The organism is Caldimonas sp. (assembly GCF_046291045.1).
Classification (GTDB): domain Bacteria; phylum Pseudomonadota; class Gammaproteobacteria; order Burkholderiales; family Burkholderiaceae_C; genus Caldimonas.
Window position 1 is genome coordinate 1 of sequence record NZ_JBKBSL010000030.1, and the last position, 24,708, is coordinate 24,708.

Genomic DNA, 24,708 nt, shown 5'->3' on the forward strand with positions numbered 1-24,708 from the left:
CAGGCCGACGGCCAAGGCTGCCGCTGGCAACAGCAGTCCGGCGCGGCGCCAGCGGTCGAGCCAGCTGCGCGGGCGCAGGTCGAAAGTCGTTTCTTCATCGAAGACTTCGCGGGCGGCGCGCTCGACGATGCGCTCGTCTACGCGCGCCTGGCCGGTGGCGTAGGCGCCCAGCAAGGCCCGGTCGCACAGCAGGTTGATGCGCCGCGGCACTCCGCGCGAAAGCCGGTGGATGCGCTTGAGCGCGCCACGGTCGAAGGGCAGCGGCGTGCTCAGGCCGGCCACGCCCATGCGATGGCGCACGTAGGCGGCGGTCTCCTTTTCGTCCAGCGCCTGCAGGTGGTAGCGGGCGATCACGCGCTGGGCAAGCTGTTCCAGGTCGGGCCGGCGCAGCATGCGGCGCAGCTCGGGCTGGCCGATCAGGATGATCTGCAGCAGCTTGCGCTCGTGGGTTTCCAGATTGGTGAGCAGGCGCAATTGCTCGAGCACGTCGGGCGAGAGGTTCTGGGCCTCGTCGATGATGAGCACGTTGTTGCGTCCGACCGAGTGCATGCGCAGCAAGAAGGCGTTGAGCGCATCGACGTAGTCCTTCACCGTGGCCTGCCCCGGGCCCAGGTGCTCGATGGGCACCTGGAACTCCTCGCACACGGTGCGCAGCAGCTCCTCGACAGTGAGTTTGGGGTTGAAGATGTAGGCGACGTTGCAGCGCTTGGGCAGGCGCTCCAGGAAGCAACGGCACACGGTGGTCTTGCCCGCGCCGATCTCGCCGGTGAGCAGCACGAAGCCCCCGCCGCCGCGTACCCCGTAGAGCAAATGGGCCAGCGCTTCGCGGTGGCGTTCGCTCATGTAGAGGTAGCGCGGGTCGGGCGCGATCGAGAAGGGCGTTTGCGCCAGGCCGAAGAATTCCGCGTACATGGGGCAAGGATAGCGGGCGTTGATGTCGGCCTGTCAGGCGGGTGGACCCAGGTCCAGGCGCACGGCAAAGCCGGACGCCACCGGCTCCAGCACCAGCCGTCCGCCGTGCGCACGTGCCACGAGGTCGGCCAGCATCAGGCCCAGACCCACATGGCCTTCGTAGGACTGGGTGTCCAGGGCGTCCTGTAGTGCCGCGCGCTGCGCCGCGGGCAGGCCGGGTCCGTTGTCGTGAAGTCGAAGCGCTTGGCCCTGGGGGCCGGAGTGCACTTCAACGTCGACCCGGGAGGCACCTTGCCGAAGCGCGTTGTCGAGCAGGTTGGACAAGGCTGCGGCCAGCAGGTCGGGGTCGGCCGACAGGCGCGCGCCCCGCGGGCAGGTCACGGCCAGGCCTTCGACAGGCAGACCGTCCAGCAGCTTGCCCACATCGACGGGCTGCCGACGGACCTCGCTGCCGCTGCGGAACAGCGAGATCACCCCGGTCACCACGCGGCGCAATTGTCGCGAGGCCTCGCGGGCGCGTTGCAAGGCCGCCGGCTGGTCGGCAGGGACAGCTACCTGGGCGGCGGCCAGCTGGGCATCCAGCCCGGCCAGCGGGGTGCGCAGGGCGTGTGCCACCTGGGCCGCCACAGCGCGTTCCTGTGCGAGCCGCCGGCGCAGACCCTTCCCCAGGGCATCCACGGCCTCGCGCAGGGGGTGCAGCTCAAGGCGGTTCGGGTCGGGCAGCACCGCGTCGCTCAATGGGTCGTGCCGCGCTACGGCGGCCGACAGGTCGGTCAGTGGCTGCAGTTCGCGCTGGAGGCGCCAGCGCAGCCACAGCGCGAAGACCAGGCCCACCAGCAAGGCGCTGGCGATCACGTTCACTGCGACTTCGGCGAGGGCTTCGAGGCGTTCGGCGCGAGACTGCGCAACGTAGAGGATCGAGCCATCGTCCAGGCGGTGACCATAGAGCCGCCAGGCCCTGCCGTCTCCCAGGGAATGGCCGTAGCCGATGCGGGGCTCCCCCACCCAGGCGGCGCCGGGGGCCACCGGCGAGCGCGCCCGCAGGTGCCCGGCCGGGTCTACCCACTGCCAAGCATAGCGGTTGTCGTCGCTGGTCCCCGGCGTGGGCGCAGGCACCCAGATGCCGTCTGCGGACAGCTCGTCCGCGGCCGGCAAAAGGCCGACCAGCACCTCGGCCGAGGTAGCCAGCGTGTCGTCAAGCAGCTCGTCCACCTCATGTCGCAGGGTGAACCACACCGCTGCGCTGGCCAGCACGGCCCAGGCCAGCGACAGGCCCACCAGCGTGGACACCAGCCGAGAGCGGATGGAAGGAGCGGGCTTCATGTGTTCAGGCGGTAGCCCAGACCCCGCACAGTGTCGATGAGGCTGCGGCCCAGCTTGCGGCGCAGATGGGACACATGCACCTCCAGGGCATTGCTGTGCACCTCGGCCTCGTGGGCAAACACCAGCGCATCCAGCTCAGCCTTGGGCACGATGCGCCCGGCGCGAAGGGCTAGCGCCTCCAGCACGGCCCACTCGCGCGCGGTGAGTTCGACCGCCAGGCCTTGGCACTCGACCCGGCGGGCGCCCAGGTTGATGACCACATGGCCGCAACGCAACTGCTCGCCAGTCAGGCCCTGCGTGCGGCGACTCACGGCACGCAGCCGGGCCAGCAGTTCCTCGGGATCGAAGGGCTTGACGAGGTAGTCGTCGGCGCCGCTGTCCAGGCCCTCGATGCGTTCATGCAGCCGGTCGCGTGCCGTGAGCACCAGGGCCGGTGTGGTGCGCCCCTGCTGGCGCCGCCGCCGCAGCCAGTCCAGCCCCGAGCCGTCGGGCAACTGCCAGTCGATCAGCCAGGCGTCGTAGGGCTCGCCGGCCAGCAGTTCGGCCTGGTCGATGCGCATCGCCCAGTCCACGCCATGGCCCAGCGCGCGCAGGTAGTCGCGCAGACCGCCACCCAGCAGAGGGTCGTCTTCAATCAGCAGCAGGCGCATCGGATCCGGCGGATGGTTTCCAGCACGCAGGCTACCACGGCCCGACCCACCCGGACGTCCGGCCTTCAGGCTGGCTTCAGATGAGCGAGCTGCAATCGCGGGATGCCTCGTCCTGATCGATTGCCGCAAACACCGCAGGCGCGTGCCCGCTGGAGCTGTCCGCCCGAAGTGCTGATCCTGGGCCTGAGCCTGTGGTTGCTGGCGGTGGATCATCAGCGCTTCTTCATGCTCGTTTCCGAACATGCGGGGCCCGGTCGCGCAGCGTTGATGGTGGCGCTGTCGGTGGCGCTGGTGGCATTGAACGCGCTGCTGCTGGCGGTGCTGGCCCCCGGCCGTCTGCTGCGCCCCGTGGCGGTGGTGCTTGTGGTGGTGGCCGCTCTCTCGAGCTACTTCAGCGATCGCTATGGCGTCTACCTCGACCCGTCCATGCTGCGCAATGTCCTGCACACCCAGCCCGCCGAGGCCCGGGAACTGCTGGGTGGAGCCCTCGCCTGGCACCTGCTGTGGCACGCCGGGCCGCCCTTGGCGGTGCTGGCGCTGCTGCCGGTGCGCCCGCGCCCCTGGCTTCGCGCCCTGGTGTGGCGGTCCGGGCTGGCAGTGGGCTCGGTCGGGGTGCTGGTGCTGGCCGTGCTGATGAGCTTCCAGCCACTCGCGTCGCTGATGCGCAACCACAAGGAGTTGCGCTACCTGCTGAGCCCGTCGGCAGCGCTGTGGTCCACCGCCCGCGTGCTGTCCTTCGACGCCCAGGCGGCCGCCGGGCCGCGGCAGGCCGTCGGCCTGGACGCCACCCGCATCCGCCCTGCGCCTGACCGCGCTCAGCTGCTCGTGATCGTGGTGGGCGAAACCGCGAGGGCTGCGAACTGGGGGCTGAACGGCTACGCCCGGCAGACCACCCCCGGCCTGGCGGAGCGCGGTGTGATCAATTTCGCGGAGGTGCACAGCTGCGGGACCAACACCGAGGTGTCGGTGCCCTGCCTGTTTGCACCGGTGGGGCGGCGCGACTATGACGAAGCCCGCATCCGTCGCAGCGAATCGCTGCTGCATGTGCTTGTGCGGGCGGGCATTGGCGTGCAGTGGGTCGACAACCAGACCGGCTGCAAGGGGGTGTGCGAGGGGCTGCCGACGACGACGGTGGAGGAACTGCATCCCGTCGGGTTGTGCGAGGGCGGACGTTGCCTGGATGAAGGCCTGCTGGCCGGGCTTGACGAGCGGCTGACGCGGCTGCACGGCCAGCAGGTGCTGGTGCTGCACATGCTGGGCAACCACGGCCCGTCCTACTTCCGCCGCTACCCCGAGGCCTTTGCGCGGTTCCAGCCCGCATGCCGCGAGGACGAGTTGCAGCGCTGCTCGCGCGAGGCCATCGTCAATGCCTATGACAATGCCCTGCTCTACACGGACCATGTGCTCAGCCGCCTGATCGATACCCTGGCGACCCATGCCGATCGCGTGGACAGCGCCATGCTCTACGTGTCGGATCACGGCGAATCACTGGGGGAGTCAGGGCTGTACCTGCACGGCCTGCCCTATGCCATGGCGCCGGCCGAGCAGACCCGCGTGCCGATGGTGATGTGGCTCTCGCCGGGCTACGCTCGGGCTTCAGGTCTGGACACGGGCTGCCTGGCCCGCCGCGCAGCGCAGCCCGCCCAGCATGACCATGTGTTCCATACCGTGCTGGCGCTGACGGGTGTGGGAACGGCCTTGTACGAACCGACATGGGACCTGACGCGGGGGTGCCGCCGGAGCCCGGACCCTGTGCTGGCAGGCGAGGCTCGATGACCGGGCGGCGGGCGTGGGTTGCCCTGGCGGTGGCCGCGCTGCTCATTCTTGTGTGGGAGGGCAGCAGAGGCGACCTGTGGGTGGCCCGTGCGGTTGGTTCCGCCGACGGGTTCCATTGGCGTGGTCAAGTCCTGTTCCGCGACATCCTTCATGACGGCGGGCGCTGGTTGTCCGCAGTGACTCTGGGGGCCTGGGCGCTCTGGGCGGCTGGAATCGGCGAAGCGTCTGACGGCCCGCGCCGCGGCGAACGCTGGCGAGCCTGGGGCCTCACGGTCGCCCTGTTGCTCCTGGTACCGGCAGTGAAGCGGCTGAGCCTGGCCAGCTGCCCCTGGGATCTGGCGCTTTTTGGCGGCACCGCACGATACCTGTCGCATTGGGTCTTGTGGTGGCCCGGAGCCGGCGATGGCGGCCCCGGGCATTGCTTCCCAGCAGGGCATGCCACCTCGGCCTTTGCCTTCCTGCCCGGTGTGTGGTTGTGGTGGCAGCACGACCGGCGCAAGGCCATGGCATGGGGTGCTGCCGTGCTCGCCGCCGGCGTGCTCGTGTCCCTGGCCCAGACGGTTCGTGGCGCGCACTTCGTGAGCCACAACCTGTGGACGGCCTGGATCTGCTGGGCCGGTTGCGCAAGTGTTGCACCCCGCTGGCTCATGGTCAGCCGGCGCGCGCCGCGGCTTGAACCACAATGGCGGCATGCCCGCCCAATTCCTCAGACGACTGACCGGACGTGATCGCACGCGGCGGGCCAACCGGCAGCTCGGGCTGATCCTGGCCTTCGTGGCGGGTGGCATCAACGCCGGGGGCTTCCTGGCGGTGCACCGCTACACCTCGCACATGACGGGCATCGTCTCGGCCATTGCCGACGACCTGGTGCTGGGGCAGCTCACGCTGGTGTTGGGCGGGCTTGTGTCGGTGGCGGCCTTTATCGCAGGGGCGGCCGCCACGGCGCTGCTGATCAACTGGGCGCGTCGTCGCCAGATGCACAGCGAGTACGCGCTGTCGCTGCTGCTCGAAGCCGTTCTGTTGCTGGTGTTCGGATTGCTTGGCGCCAACCTCGCCTTGCACACCGGGCTGATGGTGCCGGCCACGGTGCTGCTGCTGTGTTTCGTGATGGGCCTGCAGAATGCGGTGGTCACGAAGATCTCGCAGGCGGAGATCCGCACCACCCACATGACAGGCATCGTGACAGATCTGGGCATCGAGTTGGGCCGGCTGCTCTACTGGAACCGCTCGGAGCAGGCCAACGCGCAGCATTTCGTGCGTGCCAACCGCGACCGGCTCAAGGTGCATGCGGCGGTGCTGTTCGCCTTCCTGGGTGGCGGCATCGTCGGCGCGTCGGCCTTCAAGTCGCTGGGCTTCAGTGCCGCGGTGCCGTTTGCCGTCGTGCTGGTGGTGATGGCGCTGCTGCCGGTGCTGGACGACCTGCGCGGTCTGGGGGCGCCCGGCAGCGCCTCCTAGTCGGAGGCCGCGCGAAACGGCATCACATGCACCAGCTCCAGGTCGAGCCGGATGCCCAGCACGGCGCCGGGTGCGAGCCCCACCCGGCGCGGGCCGGCCACGCTGAGTTTGAGATCCACGCCTGGCAGATCGGCCAGTTCGCACACCACGAGGCTGATTTCGCCGAGGTGGCGCGCCTCGCGCACGGTGGCTCGCCAGGCGTCGGCCCCAGCGGCGTGGGGGTCGAGCAGGTGCAGGCCTTCGCTGCTGATGACCCAGTGCACGGCCTGGCCGGCCGTGATCTTGCCCTTGTCGCGCACGCGAAGGCGGGGGCCCTCGCCGGGTGCGGCTCCCGGGGCCAGCCAGCACAGCCAGCCCCAACCGGGCTCGGCCGAGGGGCCCAACCATTGACCCTGGAAGCGGTTTTGCAGACCGACCAAGTCGGCCACGCGCGCATTGCGCGGGGCCCGGTGGATGGCAGCGGGGCTGCCCTGCTGGAGCACATGGCCGGCGTCCATCACGACGAGTTGATCGGCCAGCAACCGGGCTTCCTGCAGGTCGTGGGTGACCAGCACGATGGGGATGGACAGTTCGCGTCGCAGGTCGGCCAGCAAGGTGTACAGACCCTGGCGGTTCATCTGATCCACGGCCGAGAAGGGCTCGTCCAGCAGCAGCAGCTTCGGCTCGCGCGCCAGGGCGCGGGCGATGGCCACGCGTTGCTGCTGGCCGCCTGACAAGGCGGCGGGACGGCGCGTATGCAGCGTGGGCTCCAGGCGCATGTGCGAGAGCCAGTCGCGCGCTCGCGCGCGGCGTGTCGCACGCGGAAGGTGCAGCAGCGACAGGGCCACGTTGTCCACGGCGTCCAGGTGCGGCATGAGTGCGTAGTGCTGGAACACCACACCCACATGGCGGTCCTGAGCGGGGCGAAAGATTCCGGCGGTGGTGTCGCACCAGACCTCGTTGCCCACCTGCACGCGTCCGTGCGCGGGCCGCATCAGACCGGCCAACACACGCAGCATCGAGGTTTTGCCGGCCCCTGAGGGGCCCACCAGGGCGGTCAACTCGCCGGCGGCGCAGCCGAAGCGGCCGTGAAGCGGCATCGGTTGTGCCTGTGCGACATCGACGAACAGGGCTGCGTTCATCGCTTGACCACCAGCCGCGCCGAGGCGAAGAAGGAGGCGGCCACCGCACCCAGCGAGAACAGCAACAGCACCAGGGCCATCTGGTCGGCGCTGCGCAGGTCGAAGGCCTGGACGCGATCATAGATGGAGATGGCGATGGTCTTCGTCTCGCCCGGGATGCTGCCGCCCACCATCAGCACCACGCCGAACTCGCCCAGGGTGTGCACGAAGGTCAGCACCATCGCCGAGAGCACGCCCGGCCAGGCCAGCGGCAGCTCGATGCGCCAGAAGGTCTGCCAGCCCGACAGGCCGCTCACCGCGGCCGCTTCGGCCAGGTTGCGCGGGATGGCCTCGAAGGCGCGCTGCACCGGCTGAACCATGAAGGGGATGTTGAAGACCACCGAGGCGACGAGCAGGCCGGCGAAGTTGAAGGTCAGGCGGATGTCGAAGTGTTCGGCCAGCCAGCGCCCCAGCGGCGAGGCCCCGCCCAGCGACACCAGCAGGTAGTAGCCCAGCACGGTGGGCGGCAGCACCAGGGGCAGCACCACCGCGGCTTCGATCCAGGCCTTGCCGAGCAGGCGGGTGCGGGCCAGCCAGCGGCCCAGCCACAGCCCCAGCGGCAGCAGCACGGCCAGCGTGGCGGTGGCCAGCTCCAGCGAGAGGACGAGGGCTTGCCAGTCCATCATTCGCGAGGCGTCTGGAAGCCGTAGCGGGCCATGATGGCTTGCGCCGCCGGCGTGGTCAGGTAGTCGTAGAAGGCCTGCAGGGCCGGCGGGGCGTCCTTCATCAGCACCATGCGCTGGCGCAGCGGCTGGTGCCATGTCGGGTCGATGAGATCGAAGCGCCCGAGCTGTGCCACCGAGGGAGCCAGTGCGAGCGACTGGGCCACGATGCCGCCTTGAGTCGAGCCCGAGGTGGCGAACTGCACGGCCTGGGAGATGTTTTCGCCAAAGACGAGATGCGGCCGGATGGCCGCCCACAACCCAGCATGTTCGAGCGCCTCCTTCGCGCGAGCGCCGTAGGGGGCATGCTCGGGGTTGGCGATGGCCAAGCGCTTCAGACGGCCGTCCTTCAGCGCTGCAGCCAGATCTTGCAACCGGCCGTCGGCCTTCAACGGCGAGCCGTGCGGCACCAGGATGCCGATGCGGCCCAGGGCGTACAGGCGCCCGCGGTCGCGCGTGCGGCCGGCATCGGCCAGCTTGAAGACGAAGTCTTCGTCGGCCGACATGAACATCTGGAAAGGCGCGCCGTGCAGGATTTGCGAGTAGAAGTTGCCAGAGGAACCGAACACCAGGCGCAGCTTGTGCCCGGTGTCGCGCTCGAACTGGGCCGCGATGTCCTCGACGGCGAACTTCAGGTCCGACGCGGCGGCCAGGGTGGGGGGCGTCTGGGCGCGCACGGCAGGCAGCAGGCTCAGACCGAGCAGGCCCAGCAGGCCGCGGCGCACAAGGCTGACAGGATCCATGACGATGTAGCTGGGTGAGCCCATAAGCCTACCTCAGGGGGGCGGTGGCGGCCTGCCGCGCCATCCATTCAGCCCAGTGGTCGATGCAAGCGCGCACCTTGGGCAGGCGGTGGCGCTCGCGCAGCATCACCGCATACATCGGCACGGGTTCGCTGGAGAACACGCCAGGCAACACCGGCACCAGCCGGCCCTGGGCCACGCGCGGCAAGGCCACCAGGTCGGTGAGGCGAGAGATGCCGGCGCCGGCCTCCACCAACGCCACCATCGCAGCGGTGTTGTCCACGCGCGTGTGGCCCTGGGCCATGAAATGCCGCTCGGTGCGGCCCTCGCGCCAGGCCCATTCGTTCAGGGAGGCCGGTGTGCTGTAGGTGACCAGGCGGTGCTGCTGCAGCTCGTCCGGGTGGCGCGGCATGCCGAAGCGCTCGACATAGGCGGGCGAGGCATACAGGCTGCGGGTGAGCTGGCCGATCCGCCGTGCCACCACGGCTTCGCTGTGGGGCGTGCCGGTGCGGATGGCCACGTCGATGCCTTCGCGAGCCATGTCGATGATGCGGTCGTCGGCCGCGATGTCCACGCGCAGCTGCGGGTAGTGGTCGTACAGGCTGGGCAGCGAGGGAGCGATCACGTCCTGGGCCAGCACTGCGCTGACGCTCACGCGCACCCAGCCGCTGGGACGGCCGAGCTTGCCTCCTAGATCGGCCTGCAGCTCGGCCTGGATGTCGAGCAGGCGCCGCGCCTGGGCGAGGAAGGCATCACCTTCGTCGGTGAGGCTCAAGCCGTGGGTGTTGCGATGCATCAGCCTCGCGGCGCAGGCCGCTTCCAGCCGTGCCAGCGCACGCGTGACCTGGCTGACGGGCACGTTGCGCTCGCGCGCCGCGGCCGACAGCGTGCCCAGCGCGGCAATGCGCACGAACAGGGCCACGTCGTCCAGATGCAGGTTCATGCAGGGAGATGCTGCGTTGGTTTTGCTGATTTTGCAATACCAAGTGGCAAGAAGTGCCGTTTCGCAGGGGCTATTGAGCGCCTAGAGTGGTTTCACAGTGATTTCTTCGTTCCTGGAGCCTGTGATGAACGACCCCTTATGGACCCCCGAACGCCTGGCGCTCGCTCACGATCAAGCCCATGCCGAGGTGCAACGGCTGCGCCTGCAGGCGCTGGACGATTTCTGGCGCACGACCGACGCCTTGCTGGCCGAGCCGAGCCGTCGGGCGCTGCGTACGGCCGAGCGGCTGCGCCATCGCCTCATGCGCCACCGGCGATGGCGCGAGCAGCCCTGAACGACGACGCCCCGCACAGGGGCGGGGCGTGCCGGGACGGCGGTCGGGACGGATTTACTGCTGGATGGCCTCGACCTGGATCACCAGGCGCACCTGGTCCTGAAAGCCCATGTTCAGGCCCCAGTCCATGCCCCACTGGCTGCGGGCGATGGTGGTTTCGAAGTCGCCGCCGCACACCTCGCGCTTGAGCATGGGATGCTGCGTGCAGTTGAAACGCTTGGCCTTGAGCACCACCGGCTGGGTCTTGCCCAGCATCGTGAGCGTGCCGGCCACCTCGGAGACTTTGTCCCCGTCGAAGCTGAACTTGTCGGCCACGAACTTCGCGCTGGGAAACTCGGCGGTGTTGAAGAAGTCCTTGCTCTGCAGGTGACGGTTGAACTGTGCCGTGCCGGTGTTGATCGAGTTCATGTCGATGGTCAGCTCCACCTTGCCGGTCTTGGCCGCGCGGTCGAACTGCACGGTGCCTTCTTTCTTGTCGAAGCGGCCGCGGTTGGTGCTCACGCCCAGATGGTCGATCTCGAAGGTCACGAAGGTGTGATTCGGGTCGATCGCGTAGGTGGCGGCCTGGGCCGCGAAGGCCGGGGCCAGCAGGGCCGTGGCCAGAGTGCTGACGAGCAGGGTCTTGTGCATGGGTTCTCCTAGGGGTGAAGGGGGCAAGCGAATGTGGAAACGGTGGATCACAACGCCGGCACGCCGGTCAGCGCGAGCTTGAAGCGCACCTGCACATCGTTGGCCACCATCGAGGTGTCGGCCCACTCGCCGTCACCAATCTTGAAGGCCAAGCGTTGCAGTGTGAACTGGCCGGTGGCCGTGGTCGTGCCACCGGCCTGGGTCAGGGCGACGGGCACCACGACGTCGCGGGCCGTGCCCTTGAGGCTGAGCTGGCCGGCCACCTCGAAGCGCCCGCCTCCCAGCGCCTTGATGCTGCGCGAGACGAAGCGGGCCTGCGGGAACCGGGCGGTGTGGAACCAATCGGGCTTGACCAGTTCGGCCTCGACCTCGGCCACGCCCAGGCTGGCGCTGGCGAGATCGACGGTGAAGTCGATGCGCCCGGCTTCGGGCTTTTTGGGGTCGAAGGCCACCTGGGCCTCGAAGCGCTTGAAGCGACCCTCGACCGGCACGCCGAGCTGACGGCTGGTGAAGACGATCTCGCTTTGCGCCGGCACGAGCTTCTGTTGTGCAAAGGCGGGAGCCATCATCAGCAGCGTGGCGGCCACCAGCGGCCAGGTCAGGGTCTTGAGCATGGAGCAGTCCTCAGTGGGGGGTCAGCGGCCGAACCACATGCGCGACAGCAGCCCGTCGCGGTCGATGAGCTGGTGCTTCAGCGCACCCAGCACGTGCAGCACGATCAAGGCGGCCAGGGTGTAGGCCAGGGCACCGTGCCAGGGCTTGAGCGTCTCGGCCAGTGCGCGGTCGGTCGGCACGAAGTCGGGCAGGGGCAGGACGCCGAAGAGCACGACGGGGAAGCCCGCCGCCGAGCTGTAGGCCCAGCCCATCAGCGGCACCGCGAAGAACAGCAGGTACAGCGCGAGGTGCGTGCCATGGTGCGCGACGCGCTGCCAGGCCGGCATGTGGCGCAGCACCTGCGGTGGCAGGGCGGGCGGGCGGTGGGTCAGGCGCCACCACAGGCGCAGCGCCGACAGGGCCAAGATGACGATGCCCGCCCACTTGTGCCAGTTGTACAGCTTGAGCCGCGACGGCGACATCGGCAGGCCGGTCATGTACAGGCCCAAGGCGAGCATGCCCAGCAGGCCCAGGGCCAGCACCCAGTGCAAGGTGACGGCAGTGGCGGTGTAGCGGTCCGAAGCGGCAGGCATGGGGGTGGGTCGAGGGCGGCGCAAGACACCAGGCAATGAGCGTGAAGCATAGAGCGCAAGCTGGGCCGGAGGTTCACCGAGCTTCACGGCAACGTTCGAAGGCTTTGAAACGAATCGTGTCTTCCCTGCGCCCGCTGCGCCTGGGCCGGGCGACAATCGCGGCCCATGGAACGCATGAAGTCTGCGAGGTGGCGTGGTGGCTTGGCTGCAGTGGCCTGGCTGGCGGCCGGCGGTGCGGTGGCCGACACCCCCTTGGTCTCGCCCGAGTCGCCGGCCTCGGGGCTGGCGGCCTGTGCCGCGTTGTCCGACGACCGCGAGCGTCTGGCCTGTTACGACCGCTGGGCCGGGCGTCCCCTGCCGGCCGGGCAGACCCTGCCCAGCGCCGCACCGGCGGCCGCGCCGTCCGCAGGGGGGAGCGCTGCCGAGGCTGCGCTCAGCGGTGCATCTGCGTCGGCCACGCCGGGCACGGGCCTGTGGTCCCGCTACTGGGAGCTCGAGCGCGCCGACAAACGCGGCACCTTCCGCTTCCAGACCTACCGCCCCAACTTCTTGCTGCCAGTGCACCACACCAGCCGCGTCAACCAGAACCCTTCCAGCCCCACACGTCCCAGCCCCGACAACCTGCCGGACTACCGACACCTGGGCGCGAAGCTGCAACTGTCGATCCGCACCAAGCTGTTCGAAGGACTGCTGCTGCCCGAAGGCGACCTGTGGTTCGGCTACACGCAGCAGTCGCTGTGGCAAGTGTGGAACCCGCGCGAGTCGGCCCCCTTTCGCAGCACGGACTATGAACCCGAGCTGATCTACGTGGCCCCGGTGCCCGGGCCGCTGCGCCACCTGCCCGGGGGCTGGCAGTGGCGCATGGCGCAACTGGGCCTGTCACACCAGTCGAACGGGCAGGCCGAACCGCTGTCACGTTCGTGGAACCGCGTCTACCTGGGCGCCGGCCTGGAGCGCGGCGAGGTTGGCCTGCTGGCGCGTGTGCTGCGCCGCCTGCCCGAGTCGTCGGACGACGACGACAACCCCGACCTCACGCGCTACCGCGGCCGCGCCGACCTGGCCCTGACCTGGGTGCCCGGCCGGGCGACGGCCTCGCTGCTGTACCGCAGCAACCTGCGCGAGATCGACCGCGGCGCGCTGCAACTGGACTGGACCTACCCGGTGGACCCCTCGAACCCGAGGGGCTTGCGCTGGTACGTGCAGCTCTTCCACGGCTACGGCGAGACGCTGCTGGACTACAACGTGCGCCAAACCAGCCTGGGTCTGGGGCTGACGCTGTTCGAGTTCTGACGGGCTGGGTGGGGCGTTGCCGATGGGGGCCGTCGTGGGGTCAGACTTGGGTGCCGGCAGGAGGCGGCTGCCACAACGGCCGGGCCGCGGCGTCCCAGGTGTCGTGCAAACCAGCCGGCAGCAGGCGGCGGCGCAGCAGAAAGTCGAGCGTGACCAGGGCGGCGTCAGTGGTCATCGCCTCGGTGCCGAGCAGATCCACCACCTCGTCCAGGGGCATCAGCCGGTGCTCGGCCACCTCGCCGTCCAAGTTGTGTGGCACCAGGCCCCGCGGCAGCTCCAGGTCGTAGACATAGACTTGTTCGTTTTGCACCCCTTCGGGCACGTCGCGCAGCAGGTGCACGATGCGCCCGGGCGTGGCGCGCCGCGCGGTGGCCTCGGGCAGGCCTGACTCCTCCCAGCATTCGCGCACCAGCGCCCGGAAGGGGGTCTGTCCATAGGGCACGCCACCGGCCACCAGGTTGTCGAGCTTGCCCGGGTCGGTGGGCTTGGTCCAGGCCCTGCGGGCGATCCACAGGTGAGTGATCGCGCCGCCCGGAGCGCGTACATAGCCGTTGAGGTGGGCCGCGAAGGTCAGGGTGCCCCACACGCGGGCGGCCGCCCGTTCGATGCGGGCCAGCGGCGGCTCGTCGGCCGCCACGCTCACGCCGTAGGTCTCGTCGCGCCAGCCCGGCACCAGACCATGCTGGCGCAAGACCGCGTTGGTGCGCGCCAGGGCGAGGGAGCGCTGCTCCACGCTGTAGAGCCGGTCGTCCATCTGCACGGCATGTTCACCCACCTTCAGCCAGGGCGCACAGGTGGCCAGCACCGGCAGCAGCGCGCGAGCCACCGAGCCCACCGGCTCGCGGTAGATGAAGAAGGGCAGGCGTTGGCCGGGACGCAGCGCGCGTGCTGCCTCGATGGCGGGGCACCGGATGGAGACGGTCATCACCTCTCGAGTGTAGAGCGCCAACCGGGGCCCCCGCACCCCGCGCCCCGGGGATGGTCGCCAAACCGTCACGCAGGGGTCACCGCTTGGTCATGAGTCGTCTAGATGATCGTTCCTGTCGCGGCCCAAGCCGCTCGCAAGGAGAGCCTCATGACCGCTCTGGCCATCGATGTGCGCGAGCTGCGCAAGACCTTCGGTCCTCACGAGGCTCTCAAGGGCGTGAGCCTGAGTGTGCGCGAAGGCGAGATGGTGGCCTTGCTGGGCGCCTCGGGCTCGGGCAAGTCCACGATGATGCGCCACCTCTCGGGCCTGCAGCGGGGCGACGCCGGCAGTGTCTCGCGCATCGCCCTGCACGGCTGTGTGGTGCAGGAAGGAGGGCGCTGCAGCGCCGAGGTGCGTGCCATCCGGGCCGGCGTGGCCACCATCTTCCAGCAGTTCAACCTCGTCGATCGTCTGCCGGTGATGCACAACGTGCTGGCCGGCGCCCTTTACCGACTGCCGCTGTGGCGCACTCTGACCAAGCGCTTTCCGGCCGAGGAGCTGGCCCTGGCCTGGCAGGCCCTGCAGCGCGTGGGCATCGAGTGCTGCGCCTGGCAGCGCGCCAGCACGCTGTCGGGCGGCCAGCAGCAGCGTGCAGCCATCTCGCGGGCCATCGTGCAGCGCGCCCGCACGATCCTGGCCGACGAACCTATCGCTTCGCTCGACCCCGAGTCCAGCCGCCGCGTGATGGAGTTGCTGGCCGAGCTGAACCGCGAGGCCGGCGTGACCGTGCTGGTGAGCCTGCACCAGGTGGACTATGCCTTTGCCTACTGCCCGCGCACCATCGGACTGCGCCGCGGCGAGGTGGTCTATGACGGCCCCACGGCCGCTCTGAGCCGCGAGCGACTGAAGGACCTCTACGGCACGCAGAGCGACGAGCTCTTCGAGCGCGCGGTGCCGCCGCAGGCCGCGCCGACCGAACCCCATCGCCCGCTGGGCACGGCGCCTGCGCTGCAGGCGGCCTGAACCTACCCCCTTGACCGAGGAGACCCCACCATGCTGACCCGCCGCCACTTGGCCCTCACCACCCTGGCCGCCGCCCTGGCTCTCACCACCGCCGCCCAGGCCCAGACCCAGGAACTCGCCTTTGGCATCATTTCCACCGAGTCGTCGCAGAACCTGCGCCAGGCTTGGCAGCCCTTGCTCGATGACATGGGCCAGCGCCTGGGGATGAAGGTCACCGCCTTCTTCGCCACCGACTACGCCGGCATCATCGAAGCCATGCGCTTCAACAAGGTCCAGGTGGCCTGGTACGGCAACAAGTCGGCCATGGAAGCGGTGGACCGCGCCCAGGGTGAAGTCTTCGTGCAGACCATCGCGGTGGACGGCAGCGCCGGCTACTACTCGACGCTCGTGACGCACAAGGACAGCCCGCTGAACTCGCTGGACGACGTGATCAAGCAGCGCGCCAACCTCACGTTGGGCTTTGGCGACCCCAACTCCACCTCGGGCACTCTGGTGCCGGGCTACTACGCCTTTGCCCGCAACGGCGTGGACCCGATGAAGGACTTCAAGCGGGTGGTGCGTGCCAACCACGAGACCAACCTCCTGGCTGCGGCCAACAAGCAGGTCGACGTGGCCACCAACAACAACGAGAACATGGAGCGCCTGTTCAAGACCCAGCCGGCCAAGGCCAAGGACATCAAGGTGATCTGGCAGTCGCCGGTGATCCCGTCCGACCCCCTGGTGTGGCGCACCGACTTGGACGCCACCACCAAGGCCAAAGTGCGCGAGTTCTTCCTGGCCTATGGAAAGAACAGCGAGCGCGAGCTGAGCATCCTCAAGACCATCGGCTTCGGCGGCTTCAAGCCCTCGAGCAACGCCCAGCTCATTCCCATCCGCCAGCTGGAGCTGGCCCGCGAGCGCAGCCGCATCGAGGCCGACACGGCGATGTTGCCGGCCGACAAGGCGAAGAAGCTGCAGGAGATCGACGGCAAGCTGGCTGAGCTGGGCCGCCAGGTGGCTGCGGCCAACTGATTGCGGTCAACCGATGGGTGGACGATGAGTGCCGCCAACACCCTGCCGCCGCCGGCCCCGCGCCGCACGTGGTTCAACCTGCTGATGTGGGGCGGCCTGCTGGCGGTGCTGGCCGCCTCCTGGCGGGGCGCCGACATGCGCCCGATGGACCTGGTGCGCGACTCGGGCAACATGGCCGAGTACCTGCGGGGCTTCTTCCCGCCCGACTTCAGCGAGTGGCGCCACTACCTGCAGGAGCTCATCGTCACGCTGCAGATCGCCGTGTGGGGCACGGCGCTGGCGATCGCCTGCGCCGTGCCGCTGGGTCTGCTGGCGTCCAGCAACATCGCCCCGGCGTGGGTGCACCAGCCGGTGCGTCGCCTGATGGACGGCTGCCGCGCTATCAACGAGATGGTGTTCGCGCTGCTCTTCGTGGTGGCCGTGGGCCTGGGGCCCTTTGCCGGGGTGCTGGCGCTGTGGGTCCACACCACGGGCACGCTGGCCAAGCTCTTCAGCGAGGCGGTGGAGGCCATCGACCCGCAGCCGGTGGAAGGAATCCGCGCCACCGGCGCCAACGCGCTGGAGGAAATTGTCTACGGTGTGCTGCCCCAGGTGATGCCTCTGTGGATCTCGTATTCGCTCTACCGCTTCGAGGCCAACGTGCGCTCGGCCTCGGTGGTGGGCATGGTGGGCGCCGGGGGCATCGGCATGGTGCTGTGGGAGGTGATCCGCGGCTTCCAGTACGGCCAGACGGCGGCCGTCCTGCTCATGCTCATCGTGTCGGTGTCGGTCATCGACCTGCTGTCATCACAGTTGCGCAAGCGCCTGATCTGATAGCGGCACGACCGCTTTCGTGAGCCTGCCATGGACCACCCCGACCCACCCCTGATCGAACGCCTGGAAAAGCTTTACCTCACCCGCGGCCAGCGCCTGTACGCCGGCGCACACGCCGAGCGCGTGACGGCGCTGGAACATGCGCTGCAATGTGCCGAGCTCGCGGAATGGGCCAACGCCGACGAAAGCCTCGTGGCAGCAGCCTTCCTGCATGACGTGGGCCACCTGTTGCGAGACGACCCGGTGCCCGACCACGAGGACGACCAGCACGAGCTGCGTGCGCTGGAACTGCTGCACCCGGACTTTGGCGCGGCGGTGACCGAACCCATCCGCCTGCACGTGGCTGCCAAGCGCTACCTGTGCGCGCGCGACTCCGCCTATCTGTTGGGCCTGTCGCCGGCTTCGCGCCACTCTCTGCTGCTGCAAGGCGGCGTGATGACCGATGACGAGGCCCGGGCCTTTGAAACCTGTCCGCATGCGATAGCGGCCGTCCAACTGCGACGCTGGGACGACCTGGCCAAGACGCCGGGCCAGCGCACCCCGCCGCTGGGCTACTACCTGGGGCTGCTCGAATCGTTGCTGTCCCGCGAGCCGTCCGGCACGCGGCCGGACTCGTATCTGCTGGATGCGGCCTGATCAGAACAGGGCGTTGTCGATGGGGCCGCGGCCGGAGCTGGAGCGCTCTGGCAACGCCGAGAGGTTCAGGTACGAGCCGCTGTTGGAGGGCAATACCACCAGGGTGGCCACGGCACGCGAACCGAAGCCAACGGCGACATTCCCAGAGTCGTACAGCACGGTGCTTGTGTTGTTGGATGGTGTGATGCGGATGCGATGGCTCAGCTCGGCCAAGTCCGCAAGAGCGCTCAGGGTTTCATAGGCGGCGATGGTGAACGTCGGGGTCGCGGGCAGCGTGGTGGTCGATGCGGGGGTGAAGTAGACGTTCAGACTGCCCACGCCCGGCGCGGCGTGGAAAACCCGCACGCGGATGCCAGCGGTCGGGCGATCATTGGTTTCCTCGAAGACCCGCAGCCGCGCCTGACCCACAGTGCCATAGGCCAGGACCGAGTAGAAGCGGTCCTTGACCAAGGTGGCTGTGGCAGTGGCCAGGTCGGTGGTCCCAGACTGCGCGCGCGAAGCGAAGGTGGCCGAGCCGGTCGTCAAGTCGTTGTAGCTGCTGACCCGGCCATAGGGTTCCAGTCCTACGTAGGCCGATGCCCCATCGATGCGGAAGTTCAGCGTGTCCGGCGACGCATTGGCAAAGCGCAACGTGGACACATCGGTTTCCATGCCTCCACCGCAAGCCGCCAGCCCCAAGGCGCCGGCGGCCGCTGTAGCGATCAGACCCACTCTCAGCGCCTGGCGCCTGGAAAATTTCCCATGATTCACGTCTGGTTCCTCTGGAATCTGAAGATGTGCATCATGCCAGCCTACTGGTCCAAGCGGACCTGCCCCAAGAGGCTGCGGTGACCGCTCGTCGGCCGGTTGCAACAAGGGGTGACTGGCGGCAACCGGGTCAGGCGACCCGGCGGCCTTCGCGGTAGACCTCGCGAACCCAGGGCTGGCCGTTCACCTCGGCCACGCGCACCAGGTCGCCGCGGTGGCCGATGGCGATCTGGCCGCGGTCGTGCAGGCCGCAGGCGCGGGCTGGGCCGTCGCTCACCACGGCCACGGCTTCGGGCAGCGAAAAGCCGCCGTTGCGTTGCAGGCACCAGGCCGCATGCAGCAGGCTGGCGGGCACGTAGTCGGACGACAGCGCGTCCAGCACGCCTTCGCGGGCCAGGTCCAGCGCGGCTACGTTGCCCGAGTGCGAGCCGCCACGCACGACGTTGGGTGCGCCGGCCACGGTGACCAGACCGAGGCCGTGCGCGCGCCGGGCGGCGGCCAGGGTGGTGGGGAACTCGCTCATCGTGGCGCCCAGCGCGGCGGCTTCATCGACGTGGTCTTCCAGGGTGTCGTCGTGAGTGGCCAAGGCGATGCCACGCTCGCGCGCATAGGCCGCAAACCAGTCGCGGTGGGGGCGGGCATAAAGGGCCTGGCGTTCGGGGGCGCGGCGAACCTCCTCTTCGAAGCGCGCATTGCTCCAACCGCGCTTGCCGGTGTAGTAGATGCGGGCTTGCTCGACGTCGGTCCACTGGCGCTGGCCAGGGGTGTGGTCCATCAGGGAGATGAGTTTCAGGCGCGCATGGTCCATGAAGGGCTCGAAGAGGCTGCGCGTGTTGTGCGCTGGCAGCTCGCAGCGCACGTGCAGGAAGTGCTGGGCGCGCAGCGCGCCGGCGGCTTCGAGCCGGTCGAGGGTGTCCAGCAGTTCGCGCTGGTCGCGGGCGCGGAAGCTTTCGTCGTGGGCGTCGCCCACCCCGAGCGCATCGAAGACGGTGGTGATGCCGGCGGCGGCCACTTCGGCGTCGTGCGCCAGCACGGCGGGCTGCGCCGGGAAATGCACCTTGGGCCGGGGCATCAGGTGGCGCTCGAGGTTGTCGGTGTGCACCTCCACCAGGCCGGGCAGCAGGAGGTCGCCTTCGCAGTCGAGGGCCCCGGGCACGGCCGTGGCGCCCGCCTCCACGGCGGTGATGCGGCCGTCGCGCACCTGCACGCTGCCGTGCAGCACTTCGCCGAGCAGCACCAGGCGGGCGTTGGTGAAGGTCTGTTCACGCATGGGCAGGTTCGGGTTCAGAAGGCGATCTGGCGGGTGGCGACGGCGTCGCGCACCTCTTCGTCATGGAAGATGCCGACGATGGCTGCGCCGCGCTGGCGGGCCTCGCGGATCAATTCGACCACAACCTGGCGGTTGGCCGCATCGAGCGAGGCCGTCGGCTCGTCGAGCAGCAGCACCGGCGTGGGCAGGATGAAGCCGCGCGCGATGTTCACGCGCTGCTGCTCGCCCCCCGAGAAGGTGGCCGGCGGCAAAGGCCAGAGGCTTTCGGGAAGGCGTAGCCGTGCGAGCAGGGCGGCGGCCTGCTCGCGGGCCTGGCGGACCTGGGCCTCGAAGCGGCGGTCGTCCAGCGGGTCGTCGTCGGTGGGGGGCGGCGTGCGGGCCCACTGGGCCTCGAGTGCACGCTCGGCCACCACGTCGAGCGCACTGACCCGCGGCACGGCGCGCAGGAACTGGCTCACGTAGCTGACGGATTCGCGCCGCAGGGCCTGCACGGTGCGCGGGGCGGCCGTCGTGAGGCAGTGCTCGCGTCCGCCCGCGCGCAGGTGGATTTCGCCGGCCTCGCAGCCGTAGTTGCCGTGCAGGCATTTCATGAGCGTGGACTTGCCGCGCCCTGAGGCGCCGACCAGGGCCACGCATTCGCCGGCAAAGACTTCGAGGTCGAGGCCGTCGAGCACGGGCAGCTGCACGCCGTCGCGCAGGTGCAGGGTGAAGGTCTTGCGCAGCGCGCGCACTTCGATGACGGGCAGGGGGTGGGGGTCGTGCTTCATCCTTGGCTCCACAGATCAAGGCGCGACCACCGAGGACACCAGCAGCTGGGTGTAGGCGTGCTGGGGGTCGTCGAGCACACGGTCGGTCAGGCCGTGCTCCACCACGCGGCCGCCGCGCATCACCAGCGTGCGGTGGGCCAGCAGGCGGGCCACGCCCAGGTCGTGCGTCACGATGATGGCCGCCAGGTGCAGCCGCCCCACCAGCAGGCGGATGAGGTCCAGCAGGCGGGCCTGGACCGACACGTCCAGCCCCGAGGTGGGCTCGTCCATCAGCACCAGGCGCGGGCGGGTGACGAGGTTGCGGGCGATCTGCAGGCGCTGGCGCATGCCGCCCGAGAACTCGCGCGGCAGGTCGTCCAGGCGGGTGGCGTCCAGCTCCACCCGGCCCATCCACTGCGTGGCCTGTTCGCGAAGATGGCCGTAGTGCCGTGTCCCCAGTCCCATCAGCCGCTCGCCGATGTTGGCGCCGGCGCTCACACCCATGCGCAGGCCGCGGGTGGGGTCTTGTTCCACGAAGCCCCATTCGGTGCGCGCCAGGCGGCGCAGGCGGGCTTCGCTCAGCGCGTGCACGTCCACCCAGTCGCCCCCGGCGCAGCGGTAGTGCACCTGGCCTTCATTGGGCGCCAGCTGGCCGGCCAGCAGGCGCAGCAGGGTCGATTTGCCCGAGCCGGATTCGCCCACGATGGCCAGCACTTCGCCGGGATGGAGTTCGAAGCTGGCCTCGCGCACGGCCCACAGGCGGTCGAAACGGCGGCCCAGGGCCTGCACGCGCAGCAGGGGATGGTCGGTGTGCGGGTCAGTCATCGAGGGTCACCGAAAAGCTGTAGCCATGGCGCTGGAGTCCCAGGCTCTCGTAGAAGGCATGGGCCTTTTCGCGTATGGCGTTGGCCGACAGCGCGAGCTTGTAGCAGCCGCGGGCCCGGGCGTGGTCCATCGCGTGGTGGATGAGGGCGCGGCCGATGCCGCGGCCCTGGGCCTCGGGGTGAACGGCCACGTCTTCCACCAGGGCCGAGGGCGCGCAGCCATGGGCGAGGTTGTCGAGCACGGCCACTGCCAGGGTGCCCAGCACTCGATCGCCTTCGAGGGCCACGAGCACGCGGTAGTCGGGGTAAGTGGCCATGCGCGCGAAGGTGGCGCAGGCGAGAGCGAGGTCGTTGTCGCCCGGGGTATCGAGGCCGGCGGCTTCATACAGGCCGAGAATGTCGGGCAGGTCGTCCTCGTTGGCAGAGCGGATCCGGATCATGCGGGCCTTTCCTTCTGTTCACGGCACCAGTCGGTGTCGGAGCAGGTCCACATCGTCTGACCATCGTCCAGCACCACCTCGTCAAGGTAGCTGGTGGTGCAGCCGCACTGCGCGCAGGCGTGGCCGGGGTGTTCCACGCGGAAGGGGTGGTCCTCGAAGTCCAGGCTCTTCACGCAGGTGTAGGGCGGCACGGCGTACAGGCGCTTTTCTCGCCCGGCGCCGAAGAGCTGCAGCGCCGGGCAGCGGTCCATCTTGGGGTTGTCGAACTTGGGGATGGGCGAGGGCGACATCACGTAGCGGCCGTTCACCAGGACGGGATAGTCGTAGGTGGTCTCGATGCGGCCCCAGTGCGCGATGTCCTCGTAGAGCTTCACGTTCATCAGGCCGTACTCCTGGTGGGCGTGCAGCTTGAGCGTCTCGCCGCGGTTGGCCTCTAGACGGTACAGCGGCTCGGGCTGGGGCACCTGGTAGACGAGGATCTGGGATTCGGTGAGCGGGGCCTCAGGGATGCGGTGGCGGGTCTGGATGATCGTGGCTTCGCGGGTGCGCTCGGTGGTGGCCACGCCGGTGGTGCGCGCGAAGAAGCGGCGGATGTTGACCGCGTTGGTGGTGTCGTCGCTGCCTTGGTCGATGACCTTGAGCACATCGGAGCGGCCGATGATGGCGGCCGTCACCTGGATGCCGCCGGTACCCCAGCCATAGGCCAGCGGCATCTCGCGCGAGCCGAAGGGCACCTGGTGGCCGGGAAGGGCCACGGCCTTGAGCAGGGCGCGGCGGATCATGCGCTTGGTGGCTTCGTCGAGGTAGGCAAAGCTGTAGCCGACCAGCGGCTCGGTAGTCGGGGGCAGGGTGCGGGCGTTCATGGAGCGACGACCTCGGCATCGGTCCGAGACAGGGGCTCGGGCGCCGGCTCGGCTGCGGTGTGTGTTGCCTGGGCCTGGCGCAGGGCGCGGATGAGCTGCAGTTCGCTTTCGAAGGTCACATAGTGCGGCAGCTTCAGGTGCTGCACGAAGCCGGAGGCTTCTAGGTTGTCGGAATGCGCCAGCGCGAACTCCTGATCCTGCACCGGGCTGGAAGCGTTCTCGCCGAACTCGTCGGCGCGCATGGCCCGATCCACCAGCGACATCGCCATGGCCTTGCGTTCGTTGTGGCCCAGCGTGAGACCGTAGCCGCGCGTGAACTGCGGCGCTACTTCGGCGCTGCCGGTGAACTGGTTGATCATCTGGCACTCGGTCAGCTCGACCTCGCCGATCTCGATCGCGAAGCCGAGTTCGTCGGGCACCACTTCCACCGCCACATGGCCGATGCGGATCTCCCCGGCAAAGGGATGGGTGTGCGCATAGCCCCTCTGGGTGGAGTAGCCCATGCCCAGCACCCAGCCTTCATCGCCCCGTGCCAGCATCTGCAACCGGGCCGTGCGCGGCAGCGGGTAGCTCGGCGGCGTGCGGGTGATGTCGGGCGGCTCGGGGTCGCCGGGCGAGGGGTGGGCCGGCTCGATGAGGCCTTGCGCCTCCAACTGCACGAGCGCGCTCGGGACGGTGTCCAGGGCGGCCGGGGTGGCCGTGTGGGCTTCCCCGGCCTCAGGCTGTGCAGGTTCGGCGTGGGCGAGGCTGAAGTCCAGCATGCGCTGGGTGTAGTCATAAGTGGGGCCCAGCACTTGGCCGCCGGGCACGTGCTTGAAGATGGCCGAGACGCGGCGCACGAGGCGCATGCGCGCGGTGTCCAGCGGTTCGCTGTGGGCCACGCGCGGCAGCGTGGTGCGATAGGCCCGCAGCAGGAAGACCGCCTCGATCACATCGCCTTGGGCCTGCTTGAGCGCCAGGGCCGCCAGCTCCGGGTCCCACAACGAAGCCTCGGCCATGGTGCGATCGACCAACAGGCCGAGCTGTTCGCGGATCTGTGCCAGCGACAGGCCCGGCACTGCCGGGTCGCCGCGTCGGGCAGCCTCCAGCAGGCGATAGGAGGCCTCGATGGCGCGTTCACCTCCCTTGACGGCGATGTACACGCTTCAGCTCCTCGGGTCGACCGGCGCCCAGCCCGGGTCGATTTCGATGCGGGTGGAGCGTGGCAGTGCAGCCATGCGGTCGCCGCAGGTGAAGAGGACGTCGATGCCGCGGGGGAAGTGCTCCTCCAGGGCCTGGCGTGCGAGCCAGAACGCGCGGCTGAGGCCGCCCACGGCCAGACCGTGGGCAAACTGGATGCCCGGGCCCGTCAAGCGCACCCAGGGTGTGGGATCGGCCTCGGGGCGGGACAGGGGCTGGTTCACGAATCCTTGCGCGTCTTCTTCCAAGGCTCGCAGCGTGGCGGCCTCGATCACCAGGGTGGCGCCGTGGTGTGGTGTTTCGTCTTCCCCCAGCGGCAGGGCGGCCAGCAGGGCTTCAGGCCGCTGTGCGGCTAGGGTGAAGGCAAAGTCCGCGTCGGCGGGGGTAGCGGCTTCGACCAGACCGGTGTGGAAGCGGCCGAAGGCTCGCCAGGCGGCCAGCGTGGTGGGCGGGCACAGGCCCTCGCCCCAGTGCACCCGCGTGTCGGCATCGGTGAGCGTGAGCAGCACAGCGGCCAGGGCAGGACTCAGGCCGTCGGGATGACGCAGGCCCCGCAGCAGTTCGGCCGGCAGCACCTGCACCCGCCCCGGGCGCGCCATGGCTTCGAGCACGGCGCGGAAGCAGGCCTGGCTGTCATGGGCCGTGTGAGCGAAGCCGCGCGGCAGATCGGCCAGGGCCACAGGAGCAGGCGTCGCAATCATGGGGTCGGCTCCGTCGCTTCGGCTTGCAGGGTGTAGAACTGCACACGGCTGGTGTTGGTGCGAGCCGCCTCGACGGCAATGCGGGCCTGGCGACGCTGCGCGAGCGGGGCGATCACGCGCTCCATCACATCGCCATGGCAGGCCTCGAGCTGCAGCAGGGCATCCAGGCCGGCCACCCACTGCGCCCGTTCGGTATCACGGCCCAGCACCATCCCCACGCCGGCTACAGTGAGCCCGCCAAAATGCAGCCGCGTCACGCAGCGCGTCACCGTGGCTTCCCCCAGGTTAAAGCGGTCGCCGGTGTTGCCGATGCGCCCGCGCAGCATCACCAGGCCGACCTCGGGCGCGCGCAAGGCCTCGAAGACATGGGGGGCCAGCACTGGCGGCGCCAGCTCGGACAAGTCTTCGCGGCGGGCCTGTGCCAGAACGCGCAACCATTGCTGGCGTGTGTGGTGTGCGGGGGGCAAAGCAGTGTCTGACATG

At 69.3% G+C, this 24,708-nt stretch carries 29 protein-coding genes; 9 read left to right on the top strand and 20 right to left on the bottom strand.

Annotated features, from left to right (window positions below; all coding sequences use genetic code 11):
* The 3 genes from ACK4ZD_RS11415 to ACK4ZD_RS11425 form a co-directional block, all read right to left on the bottom strand.
* The coding region (locus tag ACK4ZD_RS11415) for an ExeA family protein (protein WP_409661953.1) at positions 1-912 on the bottom strand (912 nt) is incomplete at its 3' end.
* A gap of 33 nt (positions 913-945) precedes the next feature.
* Positions 946-2,235: a sensor histidine kinase gene (locus tag ACK4ZD_RS11420; protein ID WP_409661956.1), complete on the bottom strand. Its 1,290-nt coding sequence runs from the start codon at positions 2,233-2,235 to the stop codon at positions 946-948.
* Positions 2,232-2,885, bottom strand: a complete 654-nt coding sequence (locus ACK4ZD_RS11425) for a response regulator transcription factor (RefSeq protein WP_409661959.1) — start codon at positions 2,883-2,885, stop codon at positions 2,232-2,234. The genes ACK4ZD_RS11420 and ACK4ZD_RS11425 overlap by 4 nt, the downstream gene beginning before the upstream one ends.
* Before the next feature lie 102 nt (positions 2,886-2,987).
* On the opposite strand from ACK4ZD_RS11425, the gene ACK4ZD_RS11430 reads away from it, so the two are divergent.
* Genes ACK4ZD_RS11430 through ACK4ZD_RS11440 form a run of 3 tightly spaced genes read left to right on the top strand, consistent with a single transcriptional unit; the run spans position 2,988 to position 6,116 of the window.
* Positions 2,988-4,661 carry a phosphoethanolamine transferase gene (locus ACK4ZD_RS11430; protein WP_409661962.1) on the top strand — a complete coding sequence of 558 codons (1,674 nt, stop codon included), beginning with the start codon at positions 2,988-2,990 and terminating at the stop codon, positions 4,659-4,661.
* A 29-nt stretch (positions 4,662-4,690) separates the two neighbouring features.
* Positions 4,691-5,389: a phosphatase PAP2 family protein gene (locus ACK4ZD_RS11435; protein ID WP_409661964.1), complete on the top strand. Its 699-nt coding sequence runs from the start codon at positions 4,691-4,693 to the stop codon at positions 5,387-5,389.
* Positions 5,352-6,116 carry a YoaK family protein gene (locus ACK4ZD_RS11440; RefSeq protein ID WP_409661967.1) on the top strand — a complete coding sequence of 255 codons (765 nt, stop codon included), beginning with the start codon at positions 5,352-5,354 and terminating at the stop codon, positions 6,114-6,116. The genes ACK4ZD_RS11435 and ACK4ZD_RS11440 overlap by 38 nt, the downstream gene beginning before the upstream one ends.
* Here the strand turns inward: ACK4ZD_RS11440 and ACK4ZD_RS11445 are convergent.
* The 4 genes from ACK4ZD_RS11445 to ACK4ZD_RS11460 are packed head-to-tail and all read right to left on the bottom strand — an operon-like array spanning position 6,113 to position 9,624.
* Positions 6,113-7,237, bottom strand: a complete 1,125-nt coding sequence (locus ACK4ZD_RS11445) for an ABC transporter ATP-binding protein (protein WP_409661970.1) — start codon at positions 7,235-7,237, stop codon at positions 6,113-6,115. The genes ACK4ZD_RS11440 and ACK4ZD_RS11445 overlap by 4 nt on opposite strands.
* On the bottom strand, positions 7,234-7,899 hold the full coding sequence (gene modB / locus ACK4ZD_RS11450; protein WP_409662069.1) for a molybdate ABC transporter permease subunit: 666 nt from the start codon (positions 7,897-7,899) through the stop codon (positions 7,234-7,236). Before modB ends, ACK4ZD_RS11445 begins: the two co-directional genes overlap by 4 nt.
* Positions 7,899-8,681: a molybdate ABC transporter substrate-binding protein gene (modA, locus tag ACK4ZD_RS11455; RefSeq protein ID WP_409661973.1), complete on the bottom strand. Its 783-nt coding sequence runs from the start codon at positions 8,679-8,681 to the stop codon at positions 7,899-7,901. Before modA ends, modB begins: the two co-directional genes overlap by 1 nt.
* 28 nt (positions 8,682-8,709) lie before the next feature.
* The gene (locus tag ACK4ZD_RS11460) at positions 8,710-9,624 is read right to left on the bottom strand and encodes a LysR substrate-binding domain-containing protein (RefSeq protein ID WP_409661976.1); all 915 of its coding nucleotides are present in this window, start codon (positions 9,622-9,624) and stop codon (positions 8,710-8,712) included.
* 124 nt (positions 9,625-9,748) lie between these two features.
* On the opposite strand from ACK4ZD_RS11460, the gene ACK4ZD_RS11465 reads away from it, so the two are divergent.
* A complete protein-coding gene (locus tag ACK4ZD_RS11465; protein ID WP_409661978.1) occupies positions 9,749-9,958 on the top strand; it encodes a hypothetical protein in 210 nt (69 codons plus the stop codon).
* A 54-nt stretch (positions 9,959-10,012) separates the two neighbouring features.
* Here the strand turns inward: ACK4ZD_RS11465 and ACK4ZD_RS11470 are convergent, their stop codons facing one another.
* The 3 genes from ACK4ZD_RS11470 to ACK4ZD_RS11480 are packed head-to-tail and all read right to left on the bottom strand — an operon-like array spanning position 10,013 to position 11,775.
* Entirely contained in the window at positions 10,013-10,588 is a 576-nt protein-coding gene (locus ACK4ZD_RS11470; protein ID WP_409661981.1) for a YceI family protein, read from the bottom strand.
* 47 nt (positions 10,589-10,635) lie between these two features.
* The gene (locus ACK4ZD_RS11475; RefSeq protein ID WP_409661984.1) at positions 10,636-11,202 is read right to left on the bottom strand and encodes a YceI family protein; all 567 of its coding nucleotides are present in this window, start codon (positions 11,200-11,202) and stop codon (positions 10,636-10,638) included.
* Between the two features lie 21 nt (positions 11,203-11,223).
* Positions 11,224-11,775, bottom strand: coding sequence for a cytochrome b (locus tag ACK4ZD_RS11480; RefSeq protein WP_409661987.1), 552 nt, complete (start codon positions 11,773-11,775; stop codon positions 11,224-11,226).
* 174 nt (positions 11,776-11,949) lie between these two features.
* Between ACK4ZD_RS11480 and ACK4ZD_RS11485 the strand changes: the two genes are divergently transcribed.
* On the top strand, positions 11,950-13,065 hold the full coding sequence (locus ACK4ZD_RS11485; protein WP_409661989.1) for a phospholipase A: 1,116 nt from the start codon (positions 11,950-11,952) through the stop codon (positions 13,063-13,065).
* 40 nt (positions 13,066-13,105) lie between these two features.
* Here the strand turns inward: ACK4ZD_RS11485 and ACK4ZD_RS11490 are convergent, their stop codons facing one another.
* Complete coding sequence (locus tag ACK4ZD_RS11490; RefSeq protein ID WP_409661992.1) at positions 13,106-13,990, bottom strand: DUF4743 domain-containing protein; 885 nt, start codon at positions 13,988-13,990, stop codon at positions 13,106-13,108.
* A gap of 105 nt (positions 13,991-14,095) precedes the next feature.
* Here ACK4ZD_RS11490 and phnC point away from each other — a divergent pair, with 105 nt between their 5' ends.
* From phnC to ACK4ZD_RS11510, 4 genes are read left to right on the top strand one after another with little or no spacing between them, the layout of a single operon-like run.
* A complete protein-coding gene (phnC, locus tag ACK4ZD_RS11495; protein ID WP_409661995.1) occupies positions 14,096-14,995 on the top strand; it encodes a phosphonate ABC transporter ATP-binding protein in 900 nt (299 codons plus the stop codon).
* Between the two features lie 30 nt (positions 14,996-15,025).
* Positions 15,026-16,006, top strand: a complete 981-nt coding sequence (gene phnD, locus ACK4ZD_RS11500; protein ID WP_409661998.1) for a phosphonate ABC transporter substrate-binding protein — start codon at positions 15,026-15,028, stop codon at positions 16,004-16,006.
* A 24-nt stretch (positions 16,007-16,030) separates the two neighbouring features.
* Complete coding sequence (gene phnE, locus ACK4ZD_RS11505) at positions 16,031-16,819, top strand: phosphonate ABC transporter, permease protein PhnE (protein ID WP_409662000.1); 789 nt, start codon at positions 16,031-16,033, stop codon at positions 16,817-16,819.
* A gap of 30 nt (positions 16,820-16,849) precedes the next feature.
* The gene (locus ACK4ZD_RS11510; RefSeq protein ID WP_409662003.1) at positions 16,850-17,455 is read left to right on the top strand and encodes an HD domain-containing protein; all 606 of its coding nucleotides are present in this window, start codon (positions 16,850-16,852) and stop codon (positions 17,453-17,455) included.
* Here the strand turns inward: ACK4ZD_RS11510 and ACK4ZD_RS11515 are convergent, their stop codons facing one another.
* The 9 genes from ACK4ZD_RS11515 to phnG form a co-directional block, all read right to left on the bottom strand.
* Entirely contained in the window at positions 17,456-18,166 is a 711-nt protein-coding gene (locus tag ACK4ZD_RS11515; RefSeq protein ID WP_409662005.1) for a DUF4397 domain-containing protein, read from the bottom strand.
* 166 nt (positions 18,167-18,332) lie between these two features.
* Complete coding sequence (locus ACK4ZD_RS11520) at positions 18,333-19,472, bottom strand: alpha-D-ribose 1-methylphosphonate 5-triphosphate diphosphatase (protein WP_409662008.1); 1,140 nt, start codon at positions 19,470-19,472, stop codon at positions 18,333-18,335.
* A gap of 14 nt (positions 19,473-19,486) precedes the next feature.
* Positions 19,487-20,239 carry a phosphonate C-P lyase system protein PhnL gene (locus ACK4ZD_RS11525; RefSeq protein ID WP_409662011.1) on the bottom strand — a complete coding sequence of 251 codons (753 nt, stop codon included), beginning with the start codon at positions 20,237-20,239 and terminating at the stop codon, positions 19,487-19,489.
* Between the two features lie 15 nt (positions 20,240-20,254).
* Positions 20,255-21,043: a phosphonate C-P lyase system protein PhnK gene (phnK, locus tag ACK4ZD_RS11530; RefSeq protein WP_409662014.1), complete on the bottom strand. Its 789-nt coding sequence runs from the start codon at positions 21,041-21,043 to the stop codon at positions 20,255-20,257.
* Positions 21,036-21,482, bottom strand: coding sequence for an N-acetyltransferase family protein (locus ACK4ZD_RS11535; protein WP_409662017.1), 447 nt, complete (start codon positions 21,480-21,482; stop codon positions 21,036-21,038). Before ACK4ZD_RS11535 ends, phnK begins: the two co-directional genes overlap by 8 nt.
* Positions 21,479-22,345: an alpha-D-ribose 1-methylphosphonate 5-phosphate C-P-lyase PhnJ gene (locus tag ACK4ZD_RS11540; protein WP_409662019.1), complete on the bottom strand. Its 867-nt coding sequence runs from the start codon at positions 22,343-22,345 to the stop codon at positions 21,479-21,481. Before ACK4ZD_RS11540 ends, ACK4ZD_RS11535 begins: the two co-directional genes overlap by 4 nt.
* Entirely contained in the window at positions 22,342-23,487 is a 1,146-nt protein-coding gene (locus ACK4ZD_RS11545; protein WP_409662022.1) for a carbon-phosphorus lyase complex subunit PhnI, read from the bottom strand. The genes ACK4ZD_RS11540 and ACK4ZD_RS11545 overlap by 4 nt, the downstream gene beginning before the upstream one ends.
* A gap of 3 nt (positions 23,488-23,490) precedes the next feature.
* Positions 23,491-24,225 (bottom strand): phosphonate C-P lyase system protein PhnH, encoded by a 735-nt coding sequence (phnH, locus tag ACK4ZD_RS11550; protein WP_409662025.1) that lies wholly within the window; start codon positions 24,223-24,225, stop codon positions 23,491-23,493.
* Complete coding sequence (phnG, locus tag ACK4ZD_RS11555) at positions 24,222-24,707, bottom strand: phosphonate C-P lyase system protein PhnG (RefSeq protein ID WP_409662027.1); 486 nt, start codon at positions 24,705-24,707, stop codon at positions 24,222-24,224. Before phnG ends, phnH begins: the two co-directional genes overlap by 4 nt.
* Position 24,708 lies beyond the last annotated feature (1 nt).

What these genes read in the sequence shown, in the direction of transcription:
- phnD (WP_409661998.1), top strand. Translation starts at nt 15,026, where the DNA reads ATGCTGACCCGCCGCCACTTGGCCCTCACCACCCTGGCCGCCGCCCTG.
- phnH (WP_409662025.1), bottom strand. Translation starts at nt 24,225, where the DNA reads ATGATTGCGACGCCTGCTCCTGTGGCCCTGGCCGATCTGCCGCGCGGC.
- phnG (WP_409662027.1), bottom strand. Translation starts at nt 24,707, where the DNA reads ATGTCAGACACTGCTTTGCCCCCCGCACACCACACACGCCAGCAATGG.
- ACK4ZD_RS11485 (WP_409661989.1), top strand. Translation starts at nt 11,950, where the DNA reads ATGAAGTCTGCGAGGTGGCGTGGTGGCTTGGCTGCAGTGGCCTGGCTG.
- ACK4ZD_RS11425 (WP_409661959.1), bottom strand. Translation starts at nt 2,885, where the DNA reads ATGCGCCTGCTGCTGATTGAAGACGACCCTCTGCTGGGTGGCGGTCTG.
- phnK (WP_409662014.1), bottom strand. Translation starts at nt 21,043, where the DNA reads ATGACTGACCCGCACACCGACCATCCCCTGCTGCGCGTGCAGGCCCTG.
- ACK4ZD_RS11480 (WP_409661987.1), bottom strand. Translation starts at nt 11,775, where the DNA reads ATGCCTGCCGCTTCGGACCGCTACACCGCCACTGCCGTCACCTTGCAC.
- ACK4ZD_RS11440 (WP_409661967.1), top strand. Translation starts at nt 5,352, where the DNA reads ATGCCCGCCCAATTCCTCAGACGACTGACCGGACGTGATCGCACGCGG.
- ACK4ZD_RS11420 (WP_409661956.1), bottom strand. Translation starts at nt 2,235, where the DNA reads ATGAAGCCCGCTCCTTCCATCCGCTCTCGGCTGGTGTCCACGCTGGTG.
- ACK4ZD_RS11430 (WP_409661962.1), top strand. Translation starts at nt 2,988, where the DNA reads ATGCCTCGTCCTGATCGATTGCCGCAAACACCGCAGGCGCGTGCCCGC.
- modA (WP_409661973.1), bottom strand. Translation starts at nt 8,681, where the DNA reads ATGGATCCTGTCAGCCTTGTGCGCCGCGGCCTGCTGGGCCTGCTCGGT.
- ACK4ZD_RS11540 (WP_409662019.1), bottom strand. Translation starts at nt 22,345, where the DNA reads ATGAACGCCCGCACCCTGCCCCCGACTACCGAGCCGCTGGTCGGCTAC.
- ACK4ZD_RS11520 (WP_409662008.1), bottom strand. Translation starts at nt 19,472, where the DNA reads ATGCGTGAACAGACCTTCACCAACGCCCGCCTGGTGCTGCTCGGCGAA.
- ACK4ZD_RS11460 (WP_409661976.1), bottom strand. Translation starts at nt 9,624, where the DNA reads ATGAACCTGCATCTGGACGACGTGGCCCTGTTCGTGCGCATTGCCGCG.
- ACK4ZD_RS11525 (WP_409662011.1), bottom strand. Translation starts at nt 20,239, where the DNA reads ATGAAGCACGACCCCCACCCCCTGCCCGTCATCGAAGTGCGCGCGCTG.
- ACK4ZD_RS11465 (WP_409661978.1), top strand. Translation starts at nt 9,749, where the DNA reads ATGAACGACCCCTTATGGACCCCCGAACGCCTGGCGCTCGCTCACGAT.
- ACK4ZD_RS11490 (WP_409661992.1), bottom strand. Translation starts at nt 13,990, where the DNA reads ATGACCGTCTCCATCCGGTGCCCCGCCATCGAGGCAGCACGCGCGCTG.
- phnE (WP_409662000.1), top strand. Translation starts at nt 16,031, where the DNA reads ATGAGTGCCGCCAACACCCTGCCGCCGCCGGCCCCGCGCCGCACGTGG.
- modB (WP_409662069.1), bottom strand. Translation starts at nt 7,899, where the DNA reads ATGGACTGGCAAGCCCTCGTCCTCTCGCTGGAGCTGGCCACCGCCACG.
- ACK4ZD_RS11445 (WP_409661970.1), bottom strand. Translation starts at nt 7,237, where the DNA reads ATGAACGCAGCCCTGTTCGTCGATGTCGCACAGGCACAACCGATGCCG.
- ACK4ZD_RS11510 (WP_409662003.1), top strand. Translation starts at nt 16,850, where the DNA reads ATGGACCACCCCGACCCACCCCTGATCGAACGCCTGGAAAAGCTTTAC.
- ACK4ZD_RS11470 (WP_409661981.1), bottom strand. Translation starts at nt 10,588, where the DNA reads ATGCACAAGACCCTGCTCGTCAGCACTCTGGCCACGGCCCTGCTGGCC.
- phnC (WP_409661995.1), top strand. Translation starts at nt 14,096, where the DNA reads ATGATCGTTCCTGTCGCGGCCCAAGCCGCTCGCAAGGAGAGCCTCATG.
- ACK4ZD_RS11475 (WP_409661984.1), bottom strand. Translation starts at nt 11,202, where the DNA reads ATGCTCAAGACCCTGACCTGGCCGCTGGTGGCCGCCACGCTGCTGATG.
- ACK4ZD_RS11535 (WP_409662017.1), bottom strand. Translation starts at nt 21,482, where the DNA reads ATGATCCGGATCCGCTCTGCCAACGAGGACGACCTGCCCGACATTCTC.